General features: G+C 62.6%; 14 protein-coding genes and 2 tRNA genes. 10 read left to right on the forward strand and 6 right to left on the reverse strand.

Translation table 11 applies throughout. The annotated features are described in order from the left end of the window. Nucleotides 1-227 precede the first annotated feature (227 nt). The 7 genes from QA643_RS15305 to QA643_RS15335 all read left to right on the forward strand — a co-directional run bounded on the left by QA643_RS15305 (nt 228) and on the right by QA643_RS15335 (nt 6978). The gene (locus QA643_RS15305; RefSeq protein ID WP_283033955.1) at nt 228-1361 is read left to right on the forward strand and encodes a DUF2778 domain-containing protein; all 1134 of its coding nucleotides are present in this window, start codon (nt 228-230) and stop codon (nt 1359-1361) included. Nucleotides 1362-1576: 215 nt separating this feature from the next. Continuing rightward, nucleotides 1577-3061 (forward strand): AMP nucleosidase, encoded by a 1485-nt coding sequence (locus QA643_RS15310; protein WP_283034813.1) that lies wholly within the window; start codon nt 1577-1579, stop codon nt 3059-3061. A 348-nt stretch (nt 3062-3409) separates the two neighbouring features. After that, nucleotides 3410-3481 (forward strand) — tRNA-OTHER (locus QA643_RS15315). A gap of 4 nt (nt 3482-3485) precedes the next feature. Further along, a tRNA-His gene (locus QA643_RS15320) sits at nt 3486-3551 on the forward strand. A gap of 339 nt (nt 3552-3890) precedes the next feature. Beyond that, nucleotides 3891-5042 (forward strand): slipin family protein, encoded by a 1152-nt coding sequence (locus tag QA643_RS15325; protein ID WP_283033956.1) that lies wholly within the window; start codon nt 3891-3893, stop codon nt 5040-5042. Between the two features lie 65 nt (nt 5043-5107). Beyond that, on the forward strand, nt 5108-5698 hold the full coding sequence (locus tag QA643_RS15330) for a 2OG-Fe(II) oxygenase (protein WP_283033957.1): 591 nt from the start codon (nt 5108-5110) through the stop codon (nt 5696-5698). A 536-nt stretch (nt 5699-6234) separates the two neighbouring features. Continuing rightward, the gene (locus tag QA643_RS15335; protein ID WP_283033958.1) at nt 6235-6978 is read left to right on the forward strand and encodes a Crp/Fnr family transcriptional regulator; all 744 of its coding nucleotides are present in this window, start codon (nt 6235-6237) and stop codon (nt 6976-6978) included. Nucleotides 6979-7306: 328 nt separating this feature from the next. On the opposite strand, the gene QA643_RS15340 is transcribed toward QA643_RS15335, so the two are convergent. The 4 genes from QA643_RS15340 to QA643_RS15355 all read right to left on the reverse strand — a co-directional run bounded on the left by QA643_RS15340 (nt 7307) and on the right by QA643_RS15355 (nt 10626). Further along, nucleotides 7307-7519, reverse strand: coding sequence for a hypothetical protein (locus QA643_RS15340; RefSeq protein WP_283033959.1), 213 nt, complete (start codon nt 7517-7519; stop codon nt 7307-7309). Nucleotides 7520-7715: 196 nt separating this feature from the next. Next, nucleotides 7716-8177 carry a phasin family protein gene (locus tag QA643_RS15345; RefSeq protein ID WP_283033960.1) on the reverse strand — a complete coding sequence of 154 codons (462 nt, stop codon included), beginning with the start codon at nt 8175-8177 and terminating at the stop codon, nt 7716-7718. A 403-nt stretch (nt 8178-8580) separates the two neighbouring features. Further along, nucleotides 8581-10221, reverse strand: a complete 1641-nt coding sequence (gene groL, locus QA643_RS15350) for a chaperonin GroEL (RefSeq protein WP_283033961.1) — start codon at nt 10219-10221, stop codon at nt 8581-8583. A gap of 90 nt (nt 10222-10311) precedes the next feature. After that, a complete protein-coding gene (locus tag QA643_RS15355) occupies nt 10312-10626 on the reverse strand; it encodes a co-chaperone GroES (protein ID WP_283033962.1) in 315 nt (104 codons plus the stop codon). 376 nt (nt 10627-11002) lie between these two features. On the opposite strand from QA643_RS15355, the gene QA643_RS15360 reads away from it, so the two are divergent. Next, nucleotides 11003-11287, forward strand: a complete 285-nt coding sequence (locus QA643_RS15360) for an usg protein (protein WP_283033963.1) — start codon at nt 11003-11005, stop codon at nt 11285-11287. Between the two features lie 145 nt (nt 11288-11432). Next, nucleotides 11433-11972 (forward strand): cupin domain-containing protein, encoded by a 540-nt coding sequence (locus QA643_RS15365; protein ID WP_283033964.1) that lies wholly within the window; start codon nt 11433-11435, stop codon nt 11970-11972. Nucleotides 11973-12092: 120 nt separating this feature from the next. Here the strand turns inward: QA643_RS15365 and QA643_RS15370 are convergent, their stop codons facing one another. After that, entirely contained in the window at nt 12093-13343 is a 1251-nt protein-coding gene (locus QA643_RS15370) for a nucleoside transporter C-terminal domain-containing protein (protein WP_283033965.1), read from the reverse strand. 243 nt (nt 13344-13586) lie between these two features. On the opposite strand from QA643_RS15370, the gene QA643_RS15375 reads away from it, so the two are divergent. Beyond that, nucleotides 13587-14810, forward strand: a complete 1224-nt coding sequence (locus QA643_RS15375) for an MFS transporter (protein ID WP_283033966.1) — start codon at nt 13587-13589, stop codon at nt 14808-14810. An 8-nt stretch (nt 14811-14818) separates the two neighbouring features. Here the strand turns inward: QA643_RS15375 and QA643_RS15380 are convergent, their stop codons facing one another. Further along, nucleotides 14819-16273 (reverse strand): GntP family permease, encoded by a 1455-nt coding sequence (locus QA643_RS15380; RefSeq protein ID WP_283033967.1) that lies wholly within the window; start codon nt 16271-16273, stop codon nt 14819-14821. Nucleotides 16274-16288: the final 15 nt, after the last annotated feature.

The raw sequence follows: 16288 nt of genomic DNA on the forward strand, positions 1-16288 counted from the left end.
CCTCGCGCCGGATGTCCCTGAAAAGGCCCAATCCCCGGAGCGTTACGGGGATAATTTCTCCAATAGTTCCAGATATTTGAAGCCGCCTTAGTTCCGCCCGCGTTTAAGCCGGATTTAACTAAAATTCGCCTTAATGACGCTCTGTGCCTCTGCGAGATGCTGCTGGGGGCCCTCGGGACGGCGGCATCAATGGGGGACTTGGTGGAATTGTTCTGGGCGTTGTGTGAATGAGTAAGCGTACGCGTGCGTTCGGCCCTGCGGCCCACAACCGCAGGAAATCCTCTCGTAAAGCTATTCCCCAATATTTCCTCGGCGGTGTCGCGGTCACTGGCCTCGTGCTGGGCTGCGCCTGGACCGTCTACACCAACGTGATCGGCGCCAGCATCTATCCGTCGGTGAACGGTGCGGCGTACGACGCGCCCGTCGCCAACAATACGACGATGATCGCCGCTCGGGCGCAGCCGGCCTTCAATGAAATATTCGCCTCGTTCGAACAGCGCCCGCTGGTGATGCCGGCGCCGGAGAATGTCGCAAGCTCGCTGATGTTCAACGAAAGGTTCGCCGCTGCAGCGGCGCAGGGCGAGCCCTCGCGTGCGGGTGAGGCGAGGCCGGTCGAAACGACGAAACTGGCGGAAGCTTCGCCGCCGGCTGCCGCGCCAAAGGCCGTCGAGGCGCCCAAGCGCGCGGAAACGCCGAAGCCGAAGGCACCGGCGACCCAGCTCGCGCTCAATGTGCCGGCCGCGGCGCCGCAGGAGCCGGCGAAAGCATCGGGCAATCCGATCCGCGACATGGCGCAGCGCGCCAAGGCGGCGGTCATGTCGATCGGTTCGGGCGACCGGATCAACATGGTCGAGAAGCTGTGGGGCAAGCCGCAATCGAACTCGCTATTGGCCTATGCCTCGGCCGATGCCAGCGTCACCGGCAGCATCATCGATACGCGCAGCCAGAACCCGATGCTCGGCGGCTCGCCGCCCTATGATCGGCAGACGGCGGTCTACGACATTTCCGCGAAGATGGTCTATCTGCCCGACGGCACCAGGCTCGAGGCGCATTCCGGCCTCGGCTCCAGGATGGACGACGTTCGTTCCGCGCATGTGCGGATGCAGGGCGTGACGCCGCCGCACATTTATGAGCTGAAGCCGCGCGAAGCGCTGTTTCACGGTGTGCCGGCACTGCGGCTGACGCCGCTCGGCGGTCAGGACAAGATCTTCAACCGCGACGGACTGCTCGCTCACACCTACATGCTCGGGCCGAGCGGACAATCCAACGGCTGCGTCTCCTTCAAGGACTATTACGCCTTCCTCGACGCCTACAAGAACAAGGGCATCCGTCGTCTCGCGGTGCTGGCGAAGGTCCAGTAGGTCGTAAAAGCGGATATTTCGTAGGATGGGTAGAGCGAAGCGAAACCCATCATCGTTCCGCATGCGCGGTTGTAAGTGATGGGTTTCGCTTTCGCTCTACCCATCCTACGCGCAGACCTCTCTGGAACGAGCCTCGATTGTGGTTATATTGGCTGACCCAGCGTGAGTCTTTCGCGCTCGCAGCCAATCTGGCGGGAAACAACATGTGTTCCGCAATGCTCGTCGAAACTCCACCGCACATCGAGACTGAAGCCTTCGTCGATGCCGGCGCGGCCGTTGCCCGTATCGAGGAAATCTACGAGCGCAATACCCGGTTCCTTCGCGACCGGTTTGAAGCCTATGTCAATGGCGGGACGTTCGCGACGCGCGTGCGCGCCTGCTATCCGTTCGTGCGGATGACGACGGCGACCCATGCGCGGCTCGATTCGCGCCTCGCTTACGGCTTTGTCGCGGGACCGGGCGTGCACGAGACCAGTGTGACGCGCCCGGATATTTTCCGCACCTATTTCACCGAGCAGATCGAGCTGCTCGTGAAGAATCACGGCGTGCCGGTCGAGATCGGCGAGTCCAACGAGCCGATTCCGATACATTTCGCCTATCGGCGCGACATCAACATCGAGGCGGCGCTGACGATTGCCGACAGCTCGGCCTTTACGCGAACGCTGCGCGACGTGTTCGACACGCCCGACCTTGGCGCGATGGACGATGCGATCGTCGACGGCACGTTCGAGCTGCCCCCCGGCGCGCCGGAGCCGCTGTCGCTGTTTCGTGCGGCGCGGGTCGATTACTCGCTGCGCCGGCTTTATCACTACACCGGCACCGATCCCGAGCATTTCCAGAATTTCGTGATCTTCACGAACTACCAGTTCTATGTCGATGCCTTCGTGCAATTGTGCCAGCAACGGCTCGCATCGGGCGACGTCGGCCCCGAGGCGTTCGTTGCACCCGGCAATACGATCACGCGCAATGCACGCCTTGGCGGCGGCACGACCGGGACGGCGCTCGAGCGTAGCCCGCAGATGCCTGCCTTTCATCTCGTCGAGCCCGGCTATCGCGGCATTACCCTGATCAATATCGGCACCGGCCCGTCCAATGCGCGCAACGTCACCGACCACGTCGCCGTGTTGCGGCCGCATGCCTGGCTGATGGTGGGGCATTGCGCCGGCCTTCGGAATACGCAGCGGCTTGGCGACTACGTGCTCGCGCATGGTTACGTCCGCGAGGATCACGTGCTCGATCACGAGCTGCCGCTCTGGGTCCCGATCCCGGCGCTCGCCGAGATGCAGGTGGCGCTCGAGGAGGCGGTCGGCGAGGTGACCGGGCTGACCGGCTTCGAGCTCAAACGGGTGATGCGCACCGGGACGGTCGCAAGCGTCGACAACAGAAATTGGGAAATCAGCGGCCCGTCGGTCATCAGGCGGTTGTCGCAATCGCGCGCTGTCGCGCTCGACATGGAGTCCGCAGCGATCGCCGCCAACGGCTATCGCTTCCGCGTGCCCTACGGCACCTTGCTATGCGTCTCCGACAAGCCGCTGCATGGCGAGATCAAGCTCGCCGGCATGGCCAGCGAATTCTACCGCCGGCGCGTCGGTCAGCATCTGGAGATCGGCCTGAAGGCACTCGAACGGCTCAAGCATCAGGAATCCGAGCGGCTGCATTCGCGCAAGCTCAGAAGTTTTGCGGAAGTCGCATTTCAGTAGTGCGACCTTCAAGTGCGTAGTGCGTAGGGTGGGCAAAGCGGCTTGTCCGCCGTAGCTTGAAGAGCGAAGGCGGAAGCGTGCCCACCATTTGGAAGCGCGCTCGCCGATGGATGGTGGGCACGTCGCTGACGCTCCTTTGCCCACCCTACGAAGCTACGAGGTTGGTTAACGCTGTGATGGTGACGACACAGCGTCTGCGTGATCATAAAAAAATCTCGTCAGCACTCTTGCAACTGAAAGATGTTTCGTTTATTGACCCGCTCCTTCGCTTTGGCCATGTGTTCGGGCTCGTTGTGATCCCGACTGGCGCGGGCCGGTCTTCGGTTTCGTGTTCCGCCTGGTGAAGACGCGATAGTAGCTCAGCGGCAGAGCGTCGGGGTGACCCGAAGGTCGCCGGTTCGATTCCGGTCTATCACACCACAAAGGATAGCTCAGTTTGGTAGAGCAGATGAATGTGAATCATCCTGTCACGGGTTCGAATCCCGTTCCAGCGCTCCGTTTCAGCCTGATAAGCTGATACCTCTGAAGGGGACCGGACGCGCGCTTCAGTCGCAGTCCGGCCGCATTGCCGCAAGGCTTTTCGTCCGAACCTAGACACTGTGAGACCGGCTTTGCGCCGCGGTGGATACCGCTTGCGTTGATGCCGGGTGGCAACGTTTGGCCGCGCGACGCAAGTCGTGCGATCGACCGCGTGCGCCCGTCATTGCGCAAGCTTAAACCCGGCCCGCCGAGCTTCCAGGAAGCGTCGTCTGCGTCCTCACGTCCTTTGCAAAACGAAACCCGCACTTCGACCTCTTCAGGGCCGGAGCGCAAACCATGGAGGCGTGCCGTGACCTGGCATTTGCTGATGAAGACGCTGACGGTGAAGGATGGCGAGCGCGCGTTGCTGACGCGTAACGGCAGGCTCGAGCGCGTACTCGAACCCGGCCGTCACCTCTTGTTCGATCTGCGCCGTCAGTTGACGGCGGAGATCTTCAACGTCGTGCGCACCGAATTCCCCGCGGAGCGTTACGCGGTGCTGAAGGCCGCGCGGCCTGATCTCGCCGCCGAGCTGTTCGAGGCGGTGGAGACGAAGGCGAACGAGATCGCGATCGTCAGCCTCGACGGCCGTCCGGTGCACCTGATGACGCCCTGGCAGGCGCGCGTCTACTGGAAGGTCGCGACCTCCATCGATGTCGAGCGCATCGATGTGAGCCGTGATCCCCGCGTGACCGAGCGCCATCTGGCGATGATCGAACGCAACCGTCCGACCATCGTGACGGAGGCGGTGGTCGAGAACCACGAGGCTGGTCTGCTCTACGTCGAGGGCCGGCTGGTGGAGCGGCTCGCGCCCGGCCGGCACGCGTTCTGGATCGCCGGCCGCAAGATCGAGGTCAAGCGCCTCGACCTGCGTCCGCAGGCGGTCGAGATCACCGCGCAGGAAATGCTGACCAAGGATCGCATCGCGCTGCGTGTGACCCTGACGGCATTCCGCCGGATCGTCGACCCCGAGCGCGTGGTCGCTGCCGTGCCCGACGTGGATGCGTGGCTGTACCGCCTGGTGCAGTTCGCGATCCGCGAGGCGGTCGCCGGCCGCACGCTCGACGAGGTGCTGTCGGCGAAGGCGGCGCTGGATGCGGAGCTGCGCGACTATGTCCGCGACCGCGTCGCGGACAGCGGCGTGGAGGTCACGGAGCTCGGCGTGAAGGACGTGATCCTGCCCGGCGAGATCCGCGAGCTCGTCAATAAGGTGGTGGAGGCGGAGCGGGTCGCCAAGGCGAACCTGATCCGCCGTCAGGAAGAGACCGCGGCGACGCGCTCGCTTCTGAACACCGCCAAGCTGATGGAGGAGAACCCGCTGCTGCTGCGGCTCAAGGAGCTGGAGTCGCTGGAGCGGCTGGTCGAGAAGGTCGGCCGGATCGACCTGCATGCAGGCGACGGGCAGGGCCTCGACGCGCTGCTGAGCAAGCTGGTCCGCATCAAGTCGGCGGAGAACGCATGACAAAACAGAAGGGCCGCCCATGGACGGCCCTTCGCAAGGGCATCACATGACAATAGGAGCCGGTTATGGCTGAGATCTATTGGAGAGCGGACAACATTGCCACCATCGCCGGCTTCCTCTCGGCTGCCGAATGCGACGACTATATCAGGCTCGGCGAAGCGACCGGCTTCGAAGAGGCACCGATCACCACCGCGCGGGGGATGATCATGATGAAGGACGTGCGCAACAACGACCGGGTGATGATTGACGATCCAGCGCGGGCGCTGGCGCTTTATCAGCGTCTCTCGGACGATCTGGCGCCGCGCTTTCAGCGGACATGGACACCGGTGGCGTTCAACGAGCGGCTTCGGCTCTATCGCTACGATATCGGGCAGCAGTTCGATTGGCATCGTGACGGCTACTTCCAGAGGCCGAACGGCGAACGCAGCTTCTTCACGTTCATGGTCTACCTGAACGACGACTTCGACGGTGGCGCGACGTCGTTCAGCGACGATGGCTTCGGCTTCTCGACCGGCGGAATGCTGCGCATCACGCCGGCGAAAGGCATGGGGCTGCTGTTCCACCACCCGATTCTGCATCGCGGCGATCCCGTTACGACGGGACGCAAATACGTGTTGCGAACGGACGTGATGTATCGCCGTGCGGCGGCCGCATGACGGCAATTGTCCCCCTGGAATGACAGGCGGAGACATTTGATTCAAACAAAGAGTGCGCGGTTTGCGCCGCGCCCTCTGTCATCAGCCGCGTCGGCATGATCTTCTTTTCCCGCGACGCCGGCGACAACGGCAAGCCGCCGGCCATCCGTTACGAGCGGATCGGGACGGTGGTGCGCTGACAGCACGTGCGCAAATCCGGCAGCGATGCCGGGGTTTGCGTTTACCCAGTCGGTTCTACTTCTCGTTCTTGCTCGAAATCCACGCGCCGAAATTGGAACTTCGCGCACTGTTACCGTATTACCCATGCGCATTTTGCGGGTTGCGTCCGGCGGTCCGTTTGCATCTAACTCCCTTAGGCTCTGCAAGCAGAAAGTCTGCGCGCAGCCGGGCGTTTGGAATTTGGTAGCGTGCCAGCGTGTTTGTGCGAGTAGAGAGCAAATTTAATCGATGTTGAGACGATCGTTTCGCGATTCTCCAAATGGAGGACGCCGTAGACGCGTCACCGCGGGTATGTCGCAGTGATGCCTCACGGCGGAATGGGCAACCGCCTTCTCGCAGCATTGCCTGCGCCGGATCTCGGTCTGCTAGAACCCGATCTTGAGATGATCGCGCTCAATCAGGACGGGGTCGTTTCGCGGGCAGGTGACGCTATCGACTATGTTCTCTTCCCGAACAACGGCGCCATCACGTTGATGATCGACATGGCGGACGGACACACGGTGGCCACTGCGGCCATTGGACGTGAGGGAGCCGTCGGCCTGCTTTCGGTGCTCGGGCCATCACCTTCGGCGATTACGGCTGTCGTACGCGCGACCGGCACCGCCTTCCGGATCCCGGCATCGCGGTTTTACGGCGCATTCAACCGCAGTCCAGCGATCAGGCGCATGGTTCAAACTCACATCCGGGCGCTGTTGATACAGTTCCAGCTCGGTCTGGCCTGCAATGCGCTGCACCCTGTCCAGGCCCGCATGGCGCGCTGGCTGCTTCAGCTGCGTGATCGCGTCGACCATGATGCGCTCCCGCTCACCCAGCACGCGCTCTCGCAAATGCTCGGTGTGCGGCGTACGACCGTGACGCTCGTGATGCGTAATCTGCGTGCGCGCGGCGCGATCAGGTCAGATCGGCGCGGCCTGATCGAGATCAACCGGGCGCGGCTCGCGGCCGCCGCTTGCGAGTGCCACAACGCCATGCGCCTCGAAGTAGAGGAGATATTCTCGTCGAATTCGGCTCAATCTCGCGCGGCGGTTCTGCCCGAAGTCAAATCGCGTGATGCGATGTGAAGGCGCTTCGCGCCGCCGACTGACCTTCCACCTTGGACTTGCGGCTATCATGTTGGGGAAAGCCGATCGAGCGGATCGCCCACCGATCAGGTTCTCTGCCGCAAATCATGTTCACGTGCTGACCGAGATGCCGCCTCGAGTCTTGCAATCTCTCGCAGTACCTTCGCGGTTTGGCGCAGCTCCTTGCGCTCCGGACCCGGCTTTAGCCGTCGTGCCTCATCAAGTATGTCCTTGGCCTGCAACAGCCAGGTGGATGTCTCGCTTGAATTGTCCGTGCGCGGCATAACGTCCCCTCCGTCCCGACCATCATCTGATCAGCGTGAAACCATTACGCAGTGGCGCTCGCGTGATGATGCTGCACTCCGATGACTGGCTCCTCGACCCAGGCTTCGCGCGCAAACCACGGGTGATCGGTATGACAGATCACGCAACGGGTGCGCGAGAAGAATACCGGCCGGCGGCCGAAGCTTTCACGATCAGTCCTGATACCGGTGGGAATCGCATGTCCAGTTTGCGGACATTTGACCATCACCATACCCATGTCGCTCTCCCTGTGATTGCCTAGATTGTTGGCGCGAAGAGCACCGGCCGGTTGGATTGCCCTTGTCGGTGCGGCTTTACTGGGGGGCATCGCGCACCTCGTTCGGTCGAGCAGTGCTGGTGGGGCTTGTGCTCGCCGGGCTGTCCAACCGGCCGGATCCTCGTCGAACGTCCTGGACGTGAATTGAGCAGGCTCGCTAGCCGGCCTGGTGGAACACCTTGCTGAAGTGCTTCCTGATCGGTTCACCCGTTTCGGTCGCAAGCTTCTGTGCAAGTGTCCACAATTCCCTGTTCTGATCGGAAGCGGCGACGATGGCCTTGCGTGCTTGCTCCGCGGACAAGGTGAGAACATCGGTCGCCGACTTGCTGCCGCACAGATGGATCATGAAATCCAGCGTGGAGGCGGTGTTGGCGTTTGAGAGTTCAAACACCTTCAGCCCGTAGTCGGTCGCGCTTTTGGCGTTGCTTGAATAGGTCTCGCACAGCGCTTCCGTCATCTTCTCCGACGCGGCCTTGATCTTCTCGAAGCCTTCCTGTGTGCGGGCGAGGACCTGTTCGCTGCCGGCCATGCCGGGCAAGGCCATCTTGGAGAAGTCCGGCAGCGGCATTCCGAAGAGATTGGTTCCGTTCGCTTTGGTTCCGTTTGTCGTCACTTTCATTTCGCTTTCACTCACGCGACATTACTCCTTCCAAGCGAAAGCATTCTCCGCGACGCTCGTTTGCGTCACGAGAGCTCACGCTCCGTGTTCGATCAGATTTTGGATGAGCTTTGATTTAGCCCCTTACCCGTTATCGACTTTGGGCCAAGAGAAGCGAAACGTCGGTTCGAATTGCGACTCTCGCTGAATATTTTTTTGAGCTTGTCAACACAAACGATCGTATATTTATGTCGAACTGTGCATAACAAGGATATTTCAGGCCGAAGCCGATCTTTTCCTCAGCGTAGCGTTGCAAGGGAGGCGTCGGCATTCGCCGTGTTATGGCAACATTGTTGTTCCAAGCAAAAACCCCGGCATCGCTGCCGGGGTTCTGCATTCTTGTGATTGCCTTGAGTGGTTGGCCTTAGAAGTCCATGCCGCCCATGCCGCCGCCCGGGGGCATGCCGGCCGCCGGAGCGTTCTTCTTCGGCAGTTCGGCGATCATGGCTTCGGTGGTGATCAGGAGAGCCGCGACCGAGGACGCGTTCTGGATCGCGGTGCGGACCACCTTGGTCGGGTCGATGATGCCCTTGGAGACCAGGTTGCCGTACTCGCCGGTCTGCGAGTCGAAGCCGTAGTTGTACTGCTCCTTCTCGAGGATCTTGCCGACGATGACGGAGCCGTCTTCACCGGCGTTGACCGCGATCTGGCGGGCCGGTGCGGACAGCGCCTTGCGCACGATCTCGACGCCGGTCTTCTGGTCGTCGTTCTGGGTCTTGATGCGCTTGAGCTGCTCGGAGGCGCGGAGCAGGGCGACGCCGCCGCCCGGCACGATGCCTTCTTCAACAGCCGCGCGGGTCGCATGCATCGCGTCATCCACGCGATCCTTGCGCTCCTTCACCTCGACCTCGGTCGCGCCGCCGACGCGGATCACCGCGACGCCGCCCGCGAGCTTGGCCAGACGCTCCTGCAGCTTCTCACGGTCGTAGTCCGAGGTGGTTTCCTCGATCTGCGCCTTGATCTGGGCAACGCGGGCCTCGATATCGGCCTTCTTGCCGGCGCCGTTGACGATCGTGGTGTTTTCCTTGTCGATCATCACCTTCTTGGCGCGGCCGAGCATCTGCAGCGTGACGTTCTCGAGCTTGATGCCGAGATCTTCCGAGATCGCCTGGCCGCCGGTCAGGATCGCGATGTCCTGCAGCATGGCCTTGCGGCGATCGCCGAAGCCCGGAGCCTTGACGGCCGCGACCTTCAGGCCGCCACGCAGACGGTTGACGACGAGGGTGGCGAGGGCTTCGCCTTCGACGTCTTCGGCGACGATGACCAGCGGCTTGCCGGTCTGCACCACGGCTTCCAGCAGCGGCAGCAGCTCGTTCAGCGAGGACAGCTTCTTCTCGTTGATCAGGATGTAGGCGTCTTCCATCTCAACGCGCATCTTGTCGGCGTTGGTGACGAAGTAGGGCGAGATGTAGCCGCGGTCGAACTGCATGCCCTCGACGACGTCGAGTTCGGTCTCAAGCGACTTGGCTTCTTCAACCGTGATGACGCCCTCGTTGCCGACCTTCTTCATGGCGTCGGCGAGGAACTTGCCGATTTCGGCGTCGCCGTTGGCCGAGATGGTGCCGACCTGGGCGATTTCCTCGTTCGAGGTGACCTTCTTGGAGTTCTTCTCGAGGTCGGCGACCACGGCTTCCACCGCGAGGTCGATACCGCGCTTGAGATCCATCGGGTTCATGCCGGCGGCAACCGACTTGGCGCCTTCACGGACGATCGCAGCCGCGAGCACGGTCGCGGTGGTGGTGCCGTCGCCGGCCGCATCGGCGGACTTGGAGGCGACTTCGCGCACCATCTGCGCACCCATGTTCTCGAACTTGTCGTCGAGCTCGATCTCCTTGGCGACGGTGACGCCGTCCTTGGTGATGCGGGGCGCGCCGAACGACTTGTCGAGCACGACGTTGCGGCCCTTCGGACCGAGCGTGACCTTCACGGCATTGGCGAGGATGTCGACGCCGCGCAGCATGCGGTCGCGGGCATCAACGCCGAATTTGACTTCTTTGGCTGACATATCTGGTTTCCCTGAGTTGATCTTTGTTTCTCACCCTTTGAGGGGAGGCGCCTTGCGGCGCTCCTCAGGGTGAGCGTGGCAGGCGAAGGATTAGGCGGCCTTCTTCTTGGAGGCGGGCAGGTCGAGCACGCCCATGATGTCGGACTCCTTCATGATCAGGAGCTCCTGGCCGTCGATTTTGACCTCGGTGCCCGACCACTTGCCGAACAGCACGCGGTCGCCGACCTTGAGGTCGATCGGGATCAGCTTGCCGGCTTCGTCGCGGCCACCCGGGCCCACGGCGACGATTTCGCCCTGGGAGGGCTTTTCCTTGGCACTGTCCGGAATGATGATGCCGCCAGCGGTCTTCTCTTCTGCGTCGATGCGCTTGACCACGACGCGGTCGTGAAGCGGACGGAATGTCATGCAGTCCTCCTAAACGTCTGGAAATGTTGTCGAATTCTGGATTGTTAGCAGTCCGCACCGGCGAGTGCCAATGCGGCTGCGGCAGATTTAGGCCAGACTTGTTTGGGGGACAAGGGCTTCTAGCAGAAAAATTAGCACTCAAATATCTCGTCTGCCAAATTTCTCCGGCATGCTTAACGCCCGACCGGTCACCGCCCGATCCCGTATTAGCACGTGGGCTAAGCTGCTGCTAATGCTGGAATTTTCAACACATCATTAAACATTTAGGCTTGTGATGGGTTGGTAGCGTGCGTCACAATTCTCTCATGTGAGCGCATCTCCGCCGGGGTGGCTCGGTGCCACCACGACAATGCGCTCCAGAAATGGAGGTACAGGCATGGTCTCGCGGGTTGGTGTTTCCGACGACTTCCGGAAACAGGTGCTGGGTTACGGGCTGACGACGGCGCAAATCCTCTATCGGATGCCGGACCACCCTTCATTGCTGCAGACCTATGTCTGGCAGAACTACGATCTCTTTCCAAAATTCCCGGCGCTGAAGGACTTCCTCGCTTTCTGGCAGGAGAAGCTTGATGGCCCGCTGTATTCCGTGACCGTCGCCCATTCCAGGCTGATCAAGCCGGCCGAGCTGCGCGCGGTCGACGGGGTGTTTCAGCTGCATTGATTGGGCGGCGTAGGGTGGGTTAGCGCAGCGTAACCCACCATGCTTCTGCGTGCCGCAGCGCTGCGGTGGGTTACGCCTTCGGCTAACCCACCCTACGCAGGCGAATTCGTGTTAGCTTCCGCGATAAACAAAAAGGGAGGCACAAATGGCCAGGAAGAAAGTGACATCACGGCCCGCGGCACAGCCCGCCGTGAAGAAAAAATGGTCGGGCCACAAGGCATCAGCCAAGTCCTCGGCCCGCAAGACCATCAAATCCAAGGCGCGCGTGTCGAAGGCCAAGCCCGCTAAGAAGGCGCGGCCGAAGCAGACCATCGCCATCAGCCATCACCGCGAAGAGGATTTCAAAGCCGACGGCCTGCGCACTTACGCAAAGTACCGCGACCTCGGCATCAAGGATGCGACCCATGGCCTGGCGCAGGCGCATGTGATCCGCCTGCAGGGTCCGTGCAATCCGGCGGAAGTTTCCAAGCTGCATTACCACGACGTCGAATTCCAGATGGTCTACGTGCTCAAGGGCTGGGTGAAGACCTACATGGAAGGGCAAGGCGAGACGCTGATGAAAGAGGGCAGCGCCTGGACCCAGCCGCCGCGCATCAAACACCTGATCATGGATTATTCCGACGACGTGGAACTGCTGGAAGTGATCTTGCCGGCGGATTTCAAGACGGTGGAGTTGGCGTCGTAAGGGACGTGCGTTTACCTACGCTCGTCGTGCCCGGGCTTGACCCAGGCATCCACGTCTTACTTTCTCGTCGGTCAGAACAAGAACGTGGATGGCCGGGACAAGCCCGGCCATGACGGCAATCTATGTGAGAACCCCCACCACCGCGCCCATCAAACACGTCGTGATCGTCCCCGATACGATCGACTTCAATCCCAGCGCGTTGATTTCCTCGCGGCGCTCCGGCGCCATGGTGCCGAGGCCGCCGATCATGATGCCGAGGCTGGCGAAGTTGGCGAAGCCGCACATCGCATAGAGCATGATCAGCCGCGAGCGCGGATCGAGCGCCTCAGCGCCGAGTTTTGACAATTCGAGATAGGCGATCAGCTCGTTGAGCACGGTCTTGGTGCCCATCAGGCTTCCGGCCGTGATGGCCTGCGGCCAGGGCAGGCCGATCAGCCAGCAGACCGGCGCCATCAAATAGCCGAGCAGCCGCTGCAGCGAAATTTTTGCGCCGCCAATCTCGGGCAACAGGCCGAGAATGGCATTAGCGAGATAGACCAGCGCCACCAGCACCAAAAGCATCGCGACGATGTTGAGGAGCAGTTCGAGTCCCGCGGTGGTGCCCTTGACGATGGCATCCATGGTCGAGGACGTCTGCATATCAGGATCTTCCAATGATCCGCCGGTGCGCTTGTCCGATGTTTCCGGCACCATGATCAGGCTGACCAGGATCGCCGCTGGCGCGCCAAGCACCGATGCGATCACGAAATGCGCGGCAGCATCCGGAATCAGCGGCGCCAGGAAGGTGGCATAGAGCACCAGCACGGTGCCGGCGATGCCGGCCATGCCGCCGGTCATCACCAGGAACAATTCGCTGCGCGTCAGCTGCGCCAGATAGGGGCGGATGAACAGCGGCGCCTCGACCATGCCGAGAAAGATATTGGCCGCGGTGGACAGCCCGACTGCGCCGCCGACGCCGAGCGTGCGCTCTAGCAGCCACGCCATGCCGCGCACGATCGGCGGTAGCACGCGCCAATAGAACAGCAGCGTGGTCAGGACGCTCATAACAAGAACGATCGGCAATGCCTGGAACGCCAGTACGAAATCCGCGCCCGGCGCCTTGAGATCGAACGGCAGCGCGCCGCCGCCGATATAGCCGAACACGAAGGAGGTGCCCGCGCGCGTCGCCGCCGAGATGGTGTTGACCGCATCGTTGATGGCGCCGAATGCTTTTGCCACCGGCGGCAGCTTGAGCAGCACCAGCGCGGTGACGATGGTGGTGGCAAGGCCGATGGCCGCCTGCCGCAGCGAGACCGCGCGGCGGTTTTCACTGAGCGCCCACGCGATGGCCAATAGCGCCAGCACGCCAAACGCCGATTGTAGCTGCAGCATGGATCCCCCGAAGCCCCTGACGGGATTATGCCAGCGCCGCAAGATTGTGAAACCCCCAACTCGTGTCCCGGACGCGGTGCAGCGCCACTTGACGCTGCGCCGCAGAGCCGGGACCCATCTCGCGCATGGAAATAGGTCCCGGCTCAGCAGCGCGGCACTTCGCGCCGCGCTGCGTCCGGGACACGGTACCTATCCGCGCCTCGCCATTGACAACCATGCCGCGCTCGGCCACCCGTCTCCGCCATGTCCTCGACGCTACCGGTGGGTGCCCGCGAACTGCTCAGGCACGGGCCGTTCCTGTTTTTCCTGCTGTCGCGCAGCCTTTCGCGCTTCTCCAGCCAGATCGCCGCGGTCGCGATCGGCTGGCAGATCTATGACCTCACCGGCAGTGCCTTCGATCTCGGCATGGTCGGGCTGGTGCAGTTCCTGCCCACGGCGCTGCTGGTTTTCGTGGCCGGCCATGCCGCCGATCGCTTCGAGCGCAAGCGCGTGGTGCAGCTTTGCCAGATCGCCGAAGCCATGACGGCGCTGTTCCTGGCGGTCTCGACCTTTGCCGGCTGGCTCAACGAGGTGCAGATCTTCATCGCGACCTTCGTGATTGGGATCGCCGGCGCGTTCGAGAGTCCGGCTACGGCCGCGCTGCTGCCGCTGATCGCGCCAAAGGGCTCGCTGCAGCGGGCCACTGCGATTTCCTCCGGCGCTGCTCAGATCGCGACCATCACCGGGCCAGCGCTCGGCGGTCTCGCGTACGTCCTTGCGCCGAGCCTGCCTTATCTCGTCATCGTCGTATTCTGGCTGGCGGGCGCAGTCCTCACCGGCTTCATCCAGGCGGAACGGCAGGAGCTTTCGAAGCCCGACACGACGTCGGACGACGTGTACGCGGGCGTCCGTTTCATCCGCAACAACCCGGCGATTCTCGGCACCATCTCGCTCGACCTGTTCGCGGTGCTGCTCGGCGGCGTCACCGCGCTATTGCCGATCTATGCGCGCGACATCCTGCAGACCGGCCCGCTCGGGCTCGGTATCCTGCGCGCCGCGCCCGCGGTCGGCGCGCTTCTGATGACCGCCTATCTCGCCCGCCACACCATCAACCGCCATGTCGGTCTGCGGATGTTTCAGGCCGTGATCGTGTTCGGCGCAGCAACGGTGATATTTGCGCTCTCGCAGTGGATGTGGCTGTCGGTGCTGGCGCTGGCGCTGCTCGGCGCCGCCGACACGATCAGCGTCGTGATCCGCTTCTCGCTGGTGCAGCTAGCGACGCCCGATGAGATGCGCGGCCGCGTCGGCGCGGTCAATTTCCTGTTCATCAATGCCAGCAACCAGCTCGGCCAGTTCGAAAGCGGCGTCACCGCCGCGCTGTTCGGCACCGTGCCGGCCGCCGTCATCGGCGGCGTCGGCACCATCGCGGTCGCGCTGCTCTGGATGAAGCTGTTCCCGTCGCTGCGCAAGGTGGAGCGGCTGGAGTAGGGCGGCGGTTAGAAAGACCCAAGCATTGAACCTAAGGCGACCACGGCAGCCAGCGCAATGACCGGCCCAACGATATTGGCCATCACCATATCGAAGTAGCTGTCGCGATGGGTCGAGCCGCAGACCGCAAGCAGCGTCACGACGGCGCCGTTGTGCGGCAGGCTGTCGAGCGTGCCGGAGCCGATCACGGCAATGCGGTGCATGAGCCCCGGATCGATGTGGGCCGTCCTGGCAATTTGCAGGTAGGTGTCGCCGAGAGCATCGAGCGCGATGGTCAATCCGCCGGAAGCCGAGCCGGTCAGCGCGGCAAGGACATTCGTGGCGATCGCCAGAGAGACGAGAGGTCCGCCGGAGATCGACAGCACCCAGTCGCGCACCAACGCAAAGGCCGGCAGCGCCGCGACGACAGCGCCGAAGCCGACCAGGCTTGCCACGCTGAAAATCGGCAGCACCGACGCGTTTGCGCCGGCATCCATGCTCGCCCGGACATCTGCCAGACGGGCCCGATTGAGCGCAATGAGGGTCACCGTGGCGGTGGCGAGCGCGACCGCAACCGACCATACCCCGGCCACGCCCGCAAGCGATGTCCCGCCCCAACGCGCCTCCCCAAGAAACGAGAAGTCGAGGCGTGGCAGGATCACGGCCGACATCAGAAGGTTCACGCCGACGACGACGAGGATCGGGATGACGGCCGTGGCGATTGGCGGCAGCACCTCGCTGCGCTTGCCATGGGTTATTTCGGCTGGATCGAATTCATGGGACGATGTGGCGCGTTCCCGGATGAATTGATCGTCAGCAACATTGCCGGCAGAGGCCTCGGCATCTCTGCCATAGCCTTCGCCGGACTTGCGCGCCGATGCCTCGGCGCGGCCGAGCCACCATAGCCCGAAGGCGAGCATGATTACCGAAGCGATCACGCCCAATCCGGGCGCGGCGAATGGCGTCGTGCCAAAGAAAGGCATCGGGATGGTGTTTTGGATCGCCGGCGTTCCGGGCATGGCTGACATCGTGAAGGTGGACGTGCCCAAAGCAATGGCGGCCGGCATGAGCCGATGCGGGATGTCAGCGACACGAAACAATTCCCGGGCCATCGGCGCCAACACGAAAAAGGCGACGAACAGGCTCACGCCGCCGTAAGTGACGAGCGCGCCCGCAAGGACGACAGCAAGGATCGCCCGGCGCTGTCCCAGCCTGCTGCTGATGAAACGGGCGATGGCAAGGACCGACCCGCTGTCGTCCATCAGCTTGCCGAACAGCGCGCCCAAGAGAAATATCGGGAAGAATTGCGCAATGAAGTTCGCAGCACTGCCCATGAACGTCTGGGTCCAATGGGCGAGCAGGGGCTCCCCGGCGAAGGCCGCAGCGACGATCGCCACGGCCGGCGCGAGCAGGAGCACGCTCCATCCGCGGAACGACAACCAGACAAGGAGGCCAAGGGCAACAAGGATTCCGACGAGACCCATGCCGTCAAACCTCTT

The sequence above is a fragment of the Bradyrhizobium sp. CB3481 genome (assembly GCF_029714305.1).
Lineage (GTDB): Bacteria > Pseudomonadota > Alphaproteobacteria > Rhizobiales > Xanthobacteraceae > Bradyrhizobium.